The organism is Zavarzinia sp. CC-PAN008 (assembly GCF_051903925.1).
Taxonomy (GTDB): Bacteria; Pseudomonadota; Alphaproteobacteria; order Zavarziniales; family Zavarziniaceae.
Genome location: NZ_CP173678.1, coordinates 247,496 through 259,568 on the forward strand (window position 1 = coordinate 247,496; position 12,073 = coordinate 259,568).

General features: G+C 71.1%; 12 protein-coding genes and 1 tRNA gene. 7 read left to right on the forward strand and 6 right to left on the reverse strand.

Translation table 11 applies throughout. The features are described from left to right. Nucleotides 1-4: 4 nt before the first annotated feature. Complete coding sequence (gene rnhA / locus ACI6GS_RS01265; protein ID WP_439818001.1) at nt 5-475, forward strand: ribonuclease HI; 471 nt, start codon at nt 5-7, stop codon at nt 473-475. Between the two features lie 8 nt (nt 476-483). Next, a complete protein-coding gene (locus ACI6GS_RS01270) occupies nt 484-1,470 on the forward strand; it encodes an NAD(P)H-dependent flavin oxidoreductase (protein ID WP_439815964.1) in 987 nt (328 codons plus the stop codon). A gap of 52 nt (nt 1,471-1,522) precedes the next feature. Here the strand turns inward: ACI6GS_RS01270 and ACI6GS_RS01275 are convergent, their stop codons facing one another. The 4 genes from ACI6GS_RS01275 to ACI6GS_RS01290 all read right to left on the reverse strand — a co-directional run bounded on the left by ACI6GS_RS01275 (nt 1,523) and on the right by ACI6GS_RS01290 (nt 5,820). Next, entirely contained in the window at nt 1,523-2,482 is a 960-nt protein-coding gene (locus ACI6GS_RS01275; RefSeq protein ID WP_439815965.1) for an alpha/beta fold hydrolase, read from the reverse strand. Between the two features lie 11 nt (nt 2,483-2,493). After that, nucleotides 2,494-4,098 carry a peptide chain release factor 3 gene (locus ACI6GS_RS01280; protein ID WP_439815966.1) on the reverse strand — a complete coding sequence of 535 codons (1,605 nt, stop codon included), beginning with the start codon at nt 4,096-4,098 and terminating at the stop codon, nt 2,494-2,496. 154 nt (nt 4,099-4,252) lie between these two features. After that, the gene (locus ACI6GS_RS01285) at nt 4,253-5,290 is read right to left on the reverse strand and encodes a mechanosensitive ion channel family protein (RefSeq protein ID WP_439815967.1); all 1,038 of its coding nucleotides are present in this window, start codon (nt 5,288-5,290) and stop codon (nt 4,253-4,255) included. A 113-nt stretch (nt 5,291-5,403) separates the two neighbouring features. Then, nucleotides 5,404-5,820, reverse strand: a complete 417-nt coding sequence (locus tag ACI6GS_RS01290; protein ID WP_439815968.1) for a hypothetical protein — start codon at nt 5,818-5,820, stop codon at nt 5,404-5,406. A gap of 121 nt (nt 5,821-5,941) precedes the next feature. On the opposite strand from ACI6GS_RS01290, the gene ACI6GS_RS01295 reads away from it, so the two are divergent. Next, nucleotides 5,942-6,018: transfer RNA gene (locus tag ACI6GS_RS01295), tRNA-His, on the forward strand. Nucleotides 6,019-6,080: 62 nt separating this feature from the next. On the opposite strand, the gene ACI6GS_RS01300 is transcribed toward ACI6GS_RS01295, so the two are convergent. Then, nucleotides 6,081-6,299: a hypothetical protein gene (locus ACI6GS_RS01300; protein ID WP_439815969.1), complete on the reverse strand. Its 219-nt coding sequence runs from the start codon at nt 6,297-6,299 to the stop codon at nt 6,081-6,083. Nucleotides 6,300-6,417: 118 nt separating this feature from the next. Continuing rightward, nucleotides 6,418-7,140, reverse strand: coding sequence for an MBL fold metallo-hydrolase (locus ACI6GS_RS01305; protein ID WP_439815970.1), 723 nt, complete (start codon nt 7,138-7,140; stop codon nt 6,418-6,420). Nucleotides 7,141-7,503: 363 nt separating this feature from the next. Between ACI6GS_RS01305 and ACI6GS_RS01310 the strand changes: the two genes are divergently transcribed. The 4 genes from ACI6GS_RS01310 to ACI6GS_RS01325 are packed head-to-tail and all read left to right on the forward strand — an operon-like array spanning nt 7,504 to nt 12,033. Further along, on the forward strand, nt 7,504-8,952 hold the full coding sequence (locus ACI6GS_RS01310) for a glycosyltransferase family 39 protein (RefSeq protein WP_439815971.1): 1,449 nt from the start codon (nt 7,504-7,506) through the stop codon (nt 8,950-8,952). Next, complete coding sequence (gene waaF / locus ACI6GS_RS01315) at nt 8,949-9,923, forward strand: lipopolysaccharide heptosyltransferase II (protein ID WP_439815972.1); 975 nt, start codon at nt 8,949-8,951, stop codon at nt 9,921-9,923. Before ACI6GS_RS01310 ends, waaF begins: the two co-directional genes overlap by 4 nt. After that, nucleotides 9,920-10,951: a lipopolysaccharide heptosyltransferase I gene (gene waaC / locus ACI6GS_RS01320; RefSeq protein WP_439815973.1), complete on the forward strand. Its 1,032-nt coding sequence runs from the start codon at nt 9,920-9,922 to the stop codon at nt 10,949-10,951. Before waaF ends, waaC begins: the two co-directional genes overlap by 4 nt. After that, nucleotides 10,933-12,033, forward strand: a complete 1,101-nt coding sequence (locus ACI6GS_RS01325; protein ID WP_439815974.1) for a glycosyltransferase family 4 protein — start codon at nt 10,933-10,935, stop codon at nt 12,031-12,033. The genes waaC and ACI6GS_RS01325 overlap by 19 nt, the downstream gene beginning before the upstream one ends. Nucleotides 12,034-12,073 lie beyond the last annotated feature (40 nt).

Here is a 12,073-nt window from a genome sequence, read left to right on the forward strand (position 1 = left end):
GGAGATGGTGGCCGAGGAGATCGAGCCGGTCGTCGAGATGTTCACGGATGGCGCCTGCAAGGGCAATCCCGGCCCCGGCGGCTGGGGCGTGCTGCTGCGCTGGAAGGGGATCGAGCGGGAATTGTGCGGGGGCGAGCCCGTCACCACCAACAACCGCATGGAACTGCTGGCCGCCATCACCGGGCTGGAGTCGCTGAAGCGGCCGTCGCCGGTCAAGCTGCATACCGACAGCCGCTACGTGATGGACGGCATCCAGTCCTGGATGCGCAACTGGAAGAAGAACGGCTGGCGCACCGCCGACAAGAAGCCGGTCAAGAACGCCGACCTGTGGCAGCGGCTGGACGCCGCGACCCAACCGCACCGCGTGGAGTGGATCTGGGTCAAGGGCCATGCCGGCCATCCGGGGAACGAGCGCGCCGACGCGCTGGCAAATCGCGGCATCATCGAAATGAAGGCCCTGGCCAAGGGGCCGTAGGAGGAACAATGGCGCTTGATCCCGACATCCGCAGCGCGCTCAGCATCCCCGCGATCTGTGCCCCCATGTTCCTGGTCAGCGGTCCCGACCTGGTACGGGAAGCGTGCAAGGCCGGCGTGATCGGCGGCCTGCCCCGCCAGAACGCGCGCAGCTTCGAGGAATTTTCCGGCTGGCTGCACACGATCAACGACGCCCTGTCGGCGCACCGCGACGCAACCGGCCAGCCCACGGCCCCGATCGCCGTGAACCTGGCGACCCGGGTGCCGGATGACGAGCTCAACACCCATTTCGCGCTGTGCCGGCAGACGGGGGTCAAGGTCATCATCAGCGTGGGCGGCGACCCCACCAACCTGATCGCCCGCGCGCATGAGCATGGGCTGAAGGTCTTCCACGACATCACCAGCCTGCGCTTTGCCGAGAAGGCGATCGCTGCCGGCGCCGACGGGCTGAACTGCATTGGCGCGGGCGGGGGCGGCCATTCGGGCACGATCAGCCACTTGGCCCTGATCCGGAACGTACGCGCGATGTACGACGGCACCATCGTGCTGGCCGGGGCCGTGTCCGATGGCGCCACGATCCGCGCGGCCGAGGTGCTTGGCGCCGATCTCGCCTATCTGGGCACGCGCTTCATCGCCACGACGGAATCGGACGCGCCCCAGGAATACAAGGACCTGCTGGTCAGCCAGACCTCGTCCGACCTGATCTATACGGGCAAGGTTGCGGGCGTGCCCGCCAACTGGATGGTCGAATCGATCAGGCGCGCGGGCCTCGACCCCGACAACCTGCCGGAGCCGCTGGGCCGCGGCATGCGCCACGACCACCTGCCCGACAGCGCCCAGCCGTGGAAGACGTTGTGGAGTGCCGGCCAGGGCATCGACCTGATCCACGACATTCCGACCACGGCCGAACTGGTGCGCCGCCTGGCCCGCGAATATGTCGAGGCCTGCGCCGTCCCCGCCATGGTCGACGCCGCACGGCGCGTCGCCGCGGGCTGAATGCACTCCCTCCCCTATGCTTCGCACGGGGGAGGGTTCGTGGCGGCGCCCCCTACGCCTTCAGGTCCTCGCGGAAGAAGGCGAGGGCGGCGGCGATGACCTTGTCGCGGACCTCGTCGCGTTCCTTCAGCAACTCGTGCCTGGCGCCGCGGAAGCGGATGATGCGGCCCAGGGGCAGGCGACGCGCGGCGCGCTCGTGCGCGCTGGCCATCACCACCCGCTCGTCGGTCGAGGACAGGATCAGCACCGGGACCTTGACCCGCACCAGCGTCTCGGTCCGCAGCAGCCACGATGTCGAGCGGCTGGCCGCCGCCAGCCAGCCCCAGGTGGGCCAGCCCAGCGCCAGCCTGGGCTCGGCCCGGACGAAGAACTCGTGGTCGGCAAAGCGCTCGGGATCGGTCGTCAGGTTGTTGCCGGCGAACTTGAACTCGTCAAAACGCCCCCCAGGTGCCCGCGTTTCCGGCGCCAGCAGGGCCATGCCACGGGCCACGGCGCGCATCACCGGCTGCAGCAGTTCGCCCGGCGCGAAGCGGGCGGCCAGCATGGGCGCGGACAGCGCCGCACGCGAGGCAATGCCCGGATGCTCCACCAGCGTCCGCAGCGAGACATGCCCGCCCATCGAATGGCCCAGCAGCATGACGGGCCGGGGCATGTCGGCCGGCAGCACCCGCTTGATGAAGCCGACCAGGTCGGCCACGTGCAGGCGGAAATCGGTGATGTGCCCTAGCAGGCGGTCGGCCAGCGGCCGCTCGCTCAGGCCCTGGCCGCGCCAGTCGAAGCTGGCGACGGCAAAACCCGCATCCAGCAGGTCGGCCACCGTCTCGAAATGCTTCTCGATGTACTCGTTGCGGCCGTGGACCAGCACGACAGTGCGCGTGGCCCCCGCAGGGACCGGCCACAGGGCATAGCGCAGCCGCGCCCCGTCGGCCCCGTCGAACCAGTCGAAGCGCACGCCGGGCGGTGCCGTCCGCCGTCGCGCCGCGGGATCGACCACGCGCGCCGCCTCAGGCATGGCCGCGTGCCTCAGCCACCGGCGGCCTGGAGCGCGTGCTGCTCGCGCGTTTCGAGGAAGCGGACCATCGGCCAGTCGTCGCGCGCGCGCTGCAGGTACCACTGGTTGCGCGCCAGGTAGACCAGGGCGCCGTCATGATCCTCGGCGATGTTCGGCGCATTGGCGGCGACGAAGCGGTCGAGTGCCGCCTTGTCGTCCGAATCGACCCAGCGTGCCAGTTCGAAGGGGGCCCCCTCGAACTCGATCGGCAGGCCGTATTCGGCCCCCAGGCGCGAGCGCAGGACGTCGAACTGCAGCGGTCCCACCGCACCCACCACCCAGTCGCCGCCCAGGCGCCGACGGAAGACCTGCGACGCCCCCTCCTCCGCCAGCTGCTCCAGGGCGCGGCGCAGGTGCTTCACCTTCATCGGATCGTCCAGCTTGACCCGGCGCAGCAGTTCGGGCGCGAAGCTGGGCACGCCCAGGAAGCGGATCTGCTCGCCCTCGGTCAGGCTGTCGCCGATGCGCAGCAGGCCATGGTTGGGGATGCCGATGATGTCCCCGGCATAAGCCTCGTCCGCCACGTCGCGGTCGCCCGCCATGAACAGGACGGGGGCATTGATCGCGATCTGCCGCTCGGTCCGGATGTGGCGCAGCTTCATGCCGCGCTTGAAATGGCCGGAGCACAGGCGGACGAAGGCGACGCGGTCGCGGTGGTTGGGATCCATGTTGGCCTGGATCTTGAACACGAAGCCCGAGACCTTGTTCTCGGACGGCTCCACGCTGCGCGGCTCGGCCGGCTGCGGCCGTGGGCTGGGGGCGAGGCGCGCCAGCCCCTCCAGCAGTTCCTGCACCCCGAAATTGCGCAAGGCAGAACCGAAGAACACGGGCGTCAGGTGCCCTTCGCGGTAGGACTTCAGGTCGAAGGCCGGCGACAACCCCTGCGCCAGCTCGACCTCCTCCCGCATCTTGGCGACCAGCGCCTCCGGCACACGGGCATCGATCCGCGGGTCACCCAGGCCCGCCACCGCCTCGGTCGTCGGCCGGCGGTCGCCATTGCGGTCGATCAGGATCAGCCGGTCCTGGTAGAGGTCGTAGCAGCCATGGAAGTCGCGGCCCGAGCCGATGGGCCACGTGGCGGGCGAGGCATCCAGTGCCAGCGTCTTCTCGATCTCGTCCAGCAGGTCGAAGGGCTCGCGCGCCTCGCGGTCCATCTTGTTGATGAAGGTGATGATCGGCACGTCGCGCATGCGGCAGACCTCGAACAGCTTGCGCGTTCGTGCCTCGATGCCCTTGGCGGCGTCGATCACCATCACCGCGCTGTCGACCGCGGTCAGGGTGCGATAGGTGTCCTCGCTGAAATCCTCGTGGCCCGGCGTGTCCAGCAGGTTGAAGGTGCAGCCGTCATGTTCGAACGTCATGACCGACGCGGTGACCGAGATGCCGCGCTCCTGCTCGACCTTCAGCCAGTCGGAGCGGGCGCGGCGCTGGTCGCCGCGCGCCTTGACCGCACCGGCCAGCTGCACCGCACCGCCGAACAGCAGCAGTTTCTCGGTCAGCGTGGTCTTGCCCGCGTCCGGATGGCTGATGATGGCAAAGGTCCGCCGCGTCGCCACGGCATGGGAAAGCGTATCCACCAAAGTCCTGCAACCAGGGGCGCGATGCCATGGCGGGTCATGACGGGACCCGGCATTCGCGCGATCATCCTGGGGAACCTGACCAATGCCGACCGAATGTGCAAGGGGGGCGGGGCGCAGGACGCCCCTGCCGGTATCGAAGGTCGGGCCGGCCTCAGGCGGCGGCGGCCTGCTGCACGTTGGCCTCCGCCTCCAGGCGGCGGCGTGGCAGCGACTGGGGATAGGCCTGCTGCAGGAAGGCGATCATCCTCTCCCGCATCTCGCAGCGCAGGTCGAAGGCACTGCCCGCGTTCGCCGCGCTGACCAGCATGCGGATCTCCATCGTCGTCTCGCGGAAGTCGGTCACGGCCAGGTTGACGACCTGGCCGTCCCACAGGGGCGAGGCCTTGGCCAGTTCCTCGAGCTTGGCCCGCAGCACCGATACCGGCGCCGAATAGTCGACATAGATCATCACCGTGCCGATCAGGCTGGCATTCTCGCGCGTCCAGTTCTGGAAAGGCTCCTCGATGAAGCGGGCCAGCGGCACGATCAGGCGGCGCCAGTCCCAGCAGCGGATCACGACATAGGTCGAGGTGATCTCCTCAACCCGGCCCCATTCGCCCTCGATCAGCAGGGCGTCGTCGATCCGGATCGGCTGGGTGATGGCCAGCTGGATCCCTGCGATCAGGTTCTTCAGCAGCGGCTGCAGCGCCAGGCCCACGACGATGCCGGCGGCACCGCCCGCGGCCAGCAGCGTGACGCCCACCTCCCGCACCGCCTCGAACGTCATCAGGGCGATGGCGACCGTGATCACGACGATGACGATGTCCATCACCCGCCGCAGGATCCGCGTCTGGGTGACGTGCTTGCGCGCAAGCAGGTTGTCCTCGGTGTCCAGCTTGAACCGCCGCATGTAGAGCGTGGTCCAGATATGCAGGGCACTGATCGCGGCCCAGCCCACCAGGCCGATGAAACAGACAAGCATCACATGGCGCAACGCCCCGGCCTGCACCGGGCTGAGGGGCGCGATGGTGGCGCCGAAGCTGACCCCGCCCATGATCAGGGCCAGCCGCACCGGACCCGACAGACGCTGCACCAGCGATCGCCACAGCAGGTCGCGGTCGCGCACCAGCCGGGTCATGGCGCCCAGCACGGCCTGGTGGATGGCCAGGGCGACGACCACCGTCGCGCCCAGGATGACAAGACTGATCACACTTGCGGGTATCAACGCGCTGCACCTCCCTCGGTTGGCGGCTCCCTGCCCCAACCCCGCTGCAGCGCAACAATTCCATCCGGGCAGGCAATTCACCCCCTAGGGGGCCGCGGTCACGGTTGACGGAGGCGGGCCTGTTCGCGCTCCAGGGCGCGGATCCGTTCATCCAGGACGCGGTCTGCTTCGTCCAGGCGGCGCTCCAGCTGGTCGAAGCGGCGATAGCGCTCCGCGCCCAGCTCGTCCAGGGCCGCACGGCGGTGCACGACGCCCAGGTCTGGCCGGCGTTCCAGTTCGGCGCGGCGGCGGTCGAATTCCTCGGCGATGCGGCGACCCTCGTCCGCGACCTGACGCTGAACCTCGTCGCGCCGGCGCAGCGCCTCGTCGTGCTGGCGGTCCAGGTCCGCTGACTGACGCTGCTGCTCCGCCGCGCGGCGGGCCTCAGCCGGCGCCCCACCGCCCCAGGGATCGGCCAGGACAGGACTGGCAGCCAGCGCCAGCGCCACGAGCAAGGATCCGAATGTGCCGCGCATCGCCTCCGCTCCGGTCACGGTCCGGCCGCCAGCGACCGGCCCCGGCACCAACCATTTTCAGGGATCCGCACCAGCGGCCTTGACGCGCGGACGCCTGCGGGATTAGACAACGCCGCCTGTGGCGGGTGTAGCTCAGTTGGTTAGAGCGCCAGATTGTGGCTTTGGAGGTCGCCGGTTCGATCCCGGTCACTCGCCCCAGTTCTCCTTCAGCCGGACAGTGGCGCGTTGCCCCTGCCCAGTCCGGCGGGAAGCGGTCCCGGTCAGGGGCCGATGAAGAAGATCGCCGCCAGGACCAGGACGGCCATGGCGACCGAGATCCCTAGCACATAGCGCATCGCGCCAACCTTCACGCCCTGCCGGGCCTCGGTCGGATTGAGCTTTGCCGGATCCTCATGGGTATGGGGAAGGGCACCGTGCATGACGGCGGCCTGCGGCGTCGTGGGGTTGGGGGGCGTCGCATAGGTGTCGGCGCGGTTCATGGCGCATCTCCCGTATCTGGTCCATCTGCCGGGTCCAACGGGATCAGGCGGAAGGGGTTCCGAACGGGATGGGGCGCCCGCGCCAAAGACGACGCGTCAGCCGCGCACTATCGCGACGTCAGAGCAGGGCGTAGCGGCTGTTCTCCCGGGCGACGATCGCATTGTCCCAGGCATAGCGGGCATCGCTCTCGATCCGCTCCATGATCAGGTCCTCATGATCGGGATCATGGTGGAAGATCATCAGCCGCTTGGCATTGGCCTGGCGGCACAGGCGCACGCCTTCTTCCCAGGTCGAATGGCCCCAGCCGATCTTCGACGGGAATTCCTTGTCGGTGTAGGTCGAGTCGTAGATGACGAGGTCAGCCCCCTCGATCAGGGCCAGGACGTTCTCGTCCGGCTTGCCGATCACGTGCTCGGTATCGGTGACATAGCAGAGCGAACGGCCCTGGTATTCTAGGCGATAGGCGGTCGCACTGTCGGGGTGGTTCAGGACGCAGGTCCGCACCTTGATCCCGCCACCCAGCGAGAACGTATCGCCGGCGTTGAAATCCTCGAACTCCAGCCGCGCGTTCATGATCTCGATCGGCACGGGGAAGGTCGGATGGGCCATCTGGCCCGACAGGACGTTGTGGATCCCCCCCTTGCCCGCGAGGTGGCCCGCCATGATGGTGAACGAGCGGTTCGAATCGAAGGCCGGGGCAAAGAACGGAAAGCCGTTAATGTGGTCCCAGTGGGTATGGGAGAACAGGATGTGCGCATGGTTCAGCGTCCGCTTCAGGAACCAATGCCCCAGGTTCCGGATGCCGGTGCCTGCATCCAGGATGACCCGTCGGCCGCCCATGGACACTTCCACGCAGGAGGTGTTGCCGCCAAACGCGATGTGCCGCGAGCCGGGGCATGCAATGCTTCCCCGAACGCCCCAGAACTTGACCTTGAACGACATCGCCCCCCTCGACGTGCATAGTCGACGACAACCACCCGCGGGCGCACGTTCACGCCGTCTCGGCCGGGCGCCAACCCATCACGCCTCTGCCGTTGATTTAGGCAGAGGCCGAGGCCGCAAACAAGCCCCGCTTGAGCACGATTCCTTGACCTGTGACAGCCGGCATCCCGCCCGGGGCAGGGCGTGACGCAGGCCGCGCGGCAGGCCTTTCCACCGGCACTTCCAGGCCTGCCGGCCGATACCCGCTGGGGCCCGGGCGCAATGGCCGGACTGGTGCTTCTGTTCCTGGCGGTGCACGTCGCCTTGCGGCTCGTCCTGACGGCCAATGCCGGGTCCGACGACGTGGAGCAGATCGTGCTCAGCCAGGCGCTGCGCCTGGACTATGGCGCTGGTCAGGCCCCGCTCTATCCGTGGCTTCTGTACCCGCTGGTCCAGGCGTTCGGTCCCGGTCTGCTTGCGCTTGGCCTGCTGCGCTATGGGCTGGTGGCGCTGCTGCACCTTTTCCTGTACCTGGCGGCGCGGCACCTCGTCGTCGACCCGCGGCTGCAGGTGGCCGCGGCCTGGTCGCCCGTGCTGCTCTATCCCATCGGCTGGCGCCTGCACGAGGCGGACGCGACCGGCGTCCTGGCCGCCAGCCTGGTCGCCGCGATGCTGTGGCTGGTCCTGCGCCTGCTGGAGCGACGGGACTGGCCGGGCTTCGGGGGCCTGGCGCTGGTCGTCGGGCTGGGCGTCCTGGCGCAGGACTGGTTCGCCTTTGCGGCGGCGGGCCTGGCCCTGGCGCTGGCCTGGGGGGCAGAGGGCCGGACCCTGCTGCGCGACCGGCGGGTGCTGCTGATCGCGGCGGCCGCGGCGGGCGCGGGGGCTGTGCGGCTGGCAGGGGCCGCACCCTGGCCCGGCCTGGCGCCGCCCGGCGACTGGCCAGCGGCGCTGGGCGCGCTGCTCTTGGTGCCGGTCCTGGGGGCATTTCCCCTGTGGCCGCTGGCCGCCGCCCTGCTGCCCCAGGCCTGGCGCGGGACGGCGCTGCGGGGCGACCCCCGGCCCGAGCGTGGCGGTCGCACGCTGCTCCTGGCGCCGGCGGCAACGCTGGCCCTGGCGGCGCCCTGGGTCGTCCTGGTCGGCCAGGGCGATGCCCTGACGTTTCGCCTGTACCCGGCGCTGCTGCCCTGGTGCCTGTGGCTGTTCTGGCGGTTGGAGCGGACGGGCTGGCAACTCCGCCAGGTGCGCGCCCTTGCCCTGGTGCTGGGGCTGGCGGCGCTGGCCGCCGTGGTTGCCAGGGTGCTGCAGCCCGACATCGGCATCCTGGTGTGCAAGGCGTGCCGCATGCAGATGCCCTATGCCGCGTTCACCGCGGGCCCGGCACAGGCCGGCTTCACCGGGCGCGGCCTGATCCTGGGGGGCGATGCCTATGTCGCGGGGAACCTGCGCATGGCCTATCCCCTGGCCCGGGTGGAGACCCCTGCCCTGCCAGGCCTTTCGGCGCCGTCAGGCACGCCTGGGGCATGCCTGGCCGCGTGGCACGGGCTGGAGGATGATGCCATGCCTGCCGCCCTGGCCGGGCGGCTGCGGGACCATGGCGTGGATCCGGCCACCCTGCCGCCGCCCGTGACGGTGCGGGCCCTGCTGCGCGGTTCAGGCACGGCGCTGGCCCCTGCCCGCCCGGTGGGCATGCGCTTCATCCTGGTGCCAGGCGGCCGCGGGACCTGCCGGTGAGCGCCCGCGTGCTGATCGTGGCGCCCGCCTGGCTTGGTGACATGATGATGTGCCAGGGCCTGGTCGCTGGCCTGAAGCAGGCGGGGCGCGCGCGCAGCGTCCATCTGCTCTGTCCGCCGGCGACGGCGCCGCTGGCGCGCCTCCTGCCCCAGGTCGACGGGGTCGAGGTGCTGGAGGCGGGACACGGCGACCTGGCGCTGCGCCGGCGGCTGGCCCTGGGGCGGGCGCTGCGCGGCCGCTTCGACTGGGCGATCGTCCTGCCCCGCAGCTTCAAGGCGGCGCTGGTGCCCTGGGCCGCCCGCATAGCCCGGCGCACGGGTTACGCGGCCGAGGGGCGTGCCATGCTGCTGACCGAACGGCCCCGGCCGTCCGCCTCGCGCCGCACCTTCGACCGCTTCCTGCACCTGGGCGGCGTTCCGGACGCGCCCTGGCCCCGCCTTTCCGTGGCGCCGGCGGCAACGGCGCAGACCCTGGACGCGCTGGCCATCGCGCCGCCGCCGCGGCCCCCTGCCATCCTGTGCCCGGGCGGCGACTATGGCCCGGCCAAGCGCTGGCCGGTCGCGCACTTCGCCGAACTGGGCCGCCTGCTGGCCGCGCGGGGAGAGCCGGTGTGGGTCCTTGGCGGCGCATCCGAGGCCGAGGCCGGCCAGGCGATCCACCGGGCCTGCGGGGCTGTCGACTTGACCGGCCGGACGACGATCGCCCAGGCGGCCGCCCTGCTGGCCATGGCAGGGCGCGTCTTCACCAACGATTCGGGCCTGATGCACGTGGCGGCGGCCCTGGCGGTGCCGGTCGTCGCCCTCTATGGCCCCTCGTCGCCGGACCTGACACCGCCGCTGAGCATCCTGGCGGAGGTCCGGACTTTGGCGCTGCCCTGCCAGCCCTGCTTCAAGCGGCACTGTCCGCTGGCGCATCATCGCTGCCTGCGCGACCTGGAGCCCAGCGCGGTGCTGGAGGACGCCGCGGCATGAGGGTGCTGCTGGTCAAGACATCGTCTCTCGGCGACATCGTGCATACGTTCCCGGCGGTGACGGACGCGCTGGCCGCCCATCCGGGCCTGGAGATCGACTGGGTCGTGGAGGAGGCATTCGTGCCGCTGGTCGACCTGCATCGCGGGGCGGTGCGGGCCGTTCCCGTCGCCTATCGCCGTTGGCGCCGGACACCGCTCAAGGGTGTGCGCTCCGGCGCCCTGGCGGCGTTCCGCGCGCGCATCGCGGCGACCGTCTACGACGCCGTGATCGACGCGCAGGGGCTGTACAAGAGTGCCGCCATCACCTGGATGGCGCGGGGGCCGAAGCATGGCTTCGACCTGGCCGGCGCGCGGGAGAAGCTGGCCCCGTTCGCCGTCCAGTATCGCCATGCGTTGCCACGGCAGGCGCATGCGGTGACCCGCCTGCGCCACCTGTTCGCCGCGGCCCTGGGCCATGCCGTGCCCGACGGGGCACCCGACTTCGGCCTGGGGGTGCGGGAGGTCGAACCGCTGGCGCCCTACCTGGTGGGCCTGCACGGCACGGCCTGGCAGACAAAGGAATGGCCGATCGCGCGCTGGCGCCAGGTGGGGCAATTGGCGGGGGCTGCGGGCTACGCCCTGCGCCTGCCCTGGGGCAGCGCTGCGGAGGAGCGGCGCGCCCGCCGCATCGCGCACGGCATTGCCGGGGTGGAGGTGCTGCCCCGCCTGGACCTGGCCGGCATGGCACGCCTGCTGGCCGGCGCAACGGGCGTGATCGCCGCTGATACCGGCCTGGCGCACCTGGCGGCTGCGCTGGGGGTGCCGACGGTCGTCCTGTTCGGACCCACCGACCCGGCGCGCACCGGACCCATCGGGCGTCGCAATCTGGCACTGCGCACGCCGCTGCCCTGTGCGCCCTGCGGCAATCGGATCTGCAACCGTACTGGCAATCCCCGGGTCGAGGCGCCCTGCATGGCGGCCCTGGACCCCGACGTCGCGCTGACGCGCCTGCTGGCCCTGGCGGCGGACCCATGCGCATCGCCTTCCTGATCGTCACCTGGACCCCGGTCGGCGGCGCGCAGCGGGACGCGGCGGCCATCGCGCGCCTGCTGATTGCGGCGGGCCACACGGTCCGCATCGTTGCAGCCCGCAGCCTGGGCCCGCCCCCGGACGGCGTGCCGCTGGACCTTCTGCCAGTGCGCGCGCTGACCAATCACGGACGGGCCCTGGCCTTTGCCCAGGCCGCGCAACGCCACCTGGCGGAGACCGACCTGGTCGTGGGCTTCGACCGCCTGCCCGGCCTTGATATCCTGTTCGGGGCGGACCGCTGCTTCGCCGCCCGTCCGGCGCCGCTGTGGCGCCGGCTGACGCCCCGGTGGCGCCGCATGATGGCCCTGGAACAAGCGGTGCACGGCCCCGGCAGCCACACCCACACGCTGATCCTGGCGGAGCGGGAGCGCCTGGCGATCCGGGCCGCCTGGGGCACGCCGGATGCGCGGTTGCACCTGCTCGGCCCGGGCATCGACCGCCGCCTGCGCCGCCCGTCCGAGGCAGAGGCGCAGGCGATCCGGGATGACACGCGCACCCGCCTGGGCGTTGCCGAGGCCACGCCCCTGGTGCTGCTGATCGGGGCGCAGTGGCGGACCAAGGGGCTGGACCGCGCGCTGCAGGCCCTGCGCACGCAGCCTGACGCGGTGCTGGTCGCGGTGGGCAGCAGCCGGCAGGACACCTGGCGGCGCCTGGCCAGGCGCCTGGGCGTGGCATCGCGCGTTCGCCTGCTGGGGGGGCAGGACGTGCGGCCATTGCTGCTGGCGGCGGACCTGCTGATCCATCCGGCGCGCGTGGAGAACACCGGGGCCGTCATCGTCGAGGCGCTGGCCAGCGGCCTGCCCGTCCTGTGCTCGGCCGCCTGTGGCTATGCTGCGCATGTGCTCGACAGCGGCGCCGGCATCGTGGTGCCGGAACCCTTCCGCCAGGGCGCCCTGGACATGGCGCTGGCCACGGCGCTGGCGGCGGATCGCGCGGCGTGGCGCCGGGCCGCGCTGGACCATGCCGCGGCGGTGGACCTGCATGGCGGGCGGGCGCAGGCAGCCGCCCTGATCCTGGCGCTGGCGGCCGCGCGCGATGGCTGAGGCACGCGGCGGGATCGTCCCCCTGGTTTGCATCGGCGTT

Coding starts and splice junctions, on each gene's coding strand:
- ACI6GS_RS01310 (WP_439815971.1), top strand. CDS start 7,504: ATGGCCGGACTGGTGCTTCTGTTCCTGGCGGTGCACGTCGCCTTGCGG.
- ACI6GS_RS01325 (WP_439815974.1), top strand. CDS start 10,933: ATGCGCATCGCCTTCCTGATCGTCACCTGGACCCCGGTCGGCGGCGCG.
- ACI6GS_RS01275 (WP_439815965.1), bottom strand. CDS start 2,482: ATGCCTGAGGCGGCGCGCGTGGTCGATCCCGCGGCGCGACGGCGGACG.
- ACI6GS_RS01290 (WP_439815968.1), bottom strand. CDS start 5,820: ATGCGCGGCACATTCGGATCCTTGCTCGTGGCGCTGGCGCTGGCTGCC.
- ACI6GS_RS01270 (WP_439815964.1), top strand. CDS start 484: ATGGCGCTTGATCCCGACATCCGCAGCGCGCTCAGCATCCCCGCGATC.
- rnhA (WP_439818001.1), top strand. CDS start 5: ATGGTGGCCGAGGAGATCGAGCCGGTCGTCGAGATGTTCACGGATGGC.
- ACI6GS_RS01305 (WP_439815970.1), bottom strand. CDS start 7,140: ATGGGCGGCCGACGGGTCATCCTGGATGCAGGCACCGGCATCCGGAAC.
- waaC (WP_439815973.1), top strand. CDS start 9,920: ATGAGGGTGCTGCTGGTCAAGACATCGTCTCTCGGCGACATCGTGCAT.
- ACI6GS_RS01300 (WP_439815969.1), bottom strand. CDS start 6,299: ATGAACCGCGCCGACACCTATGCGACGCCCCCCAACCCCACGACGCCG.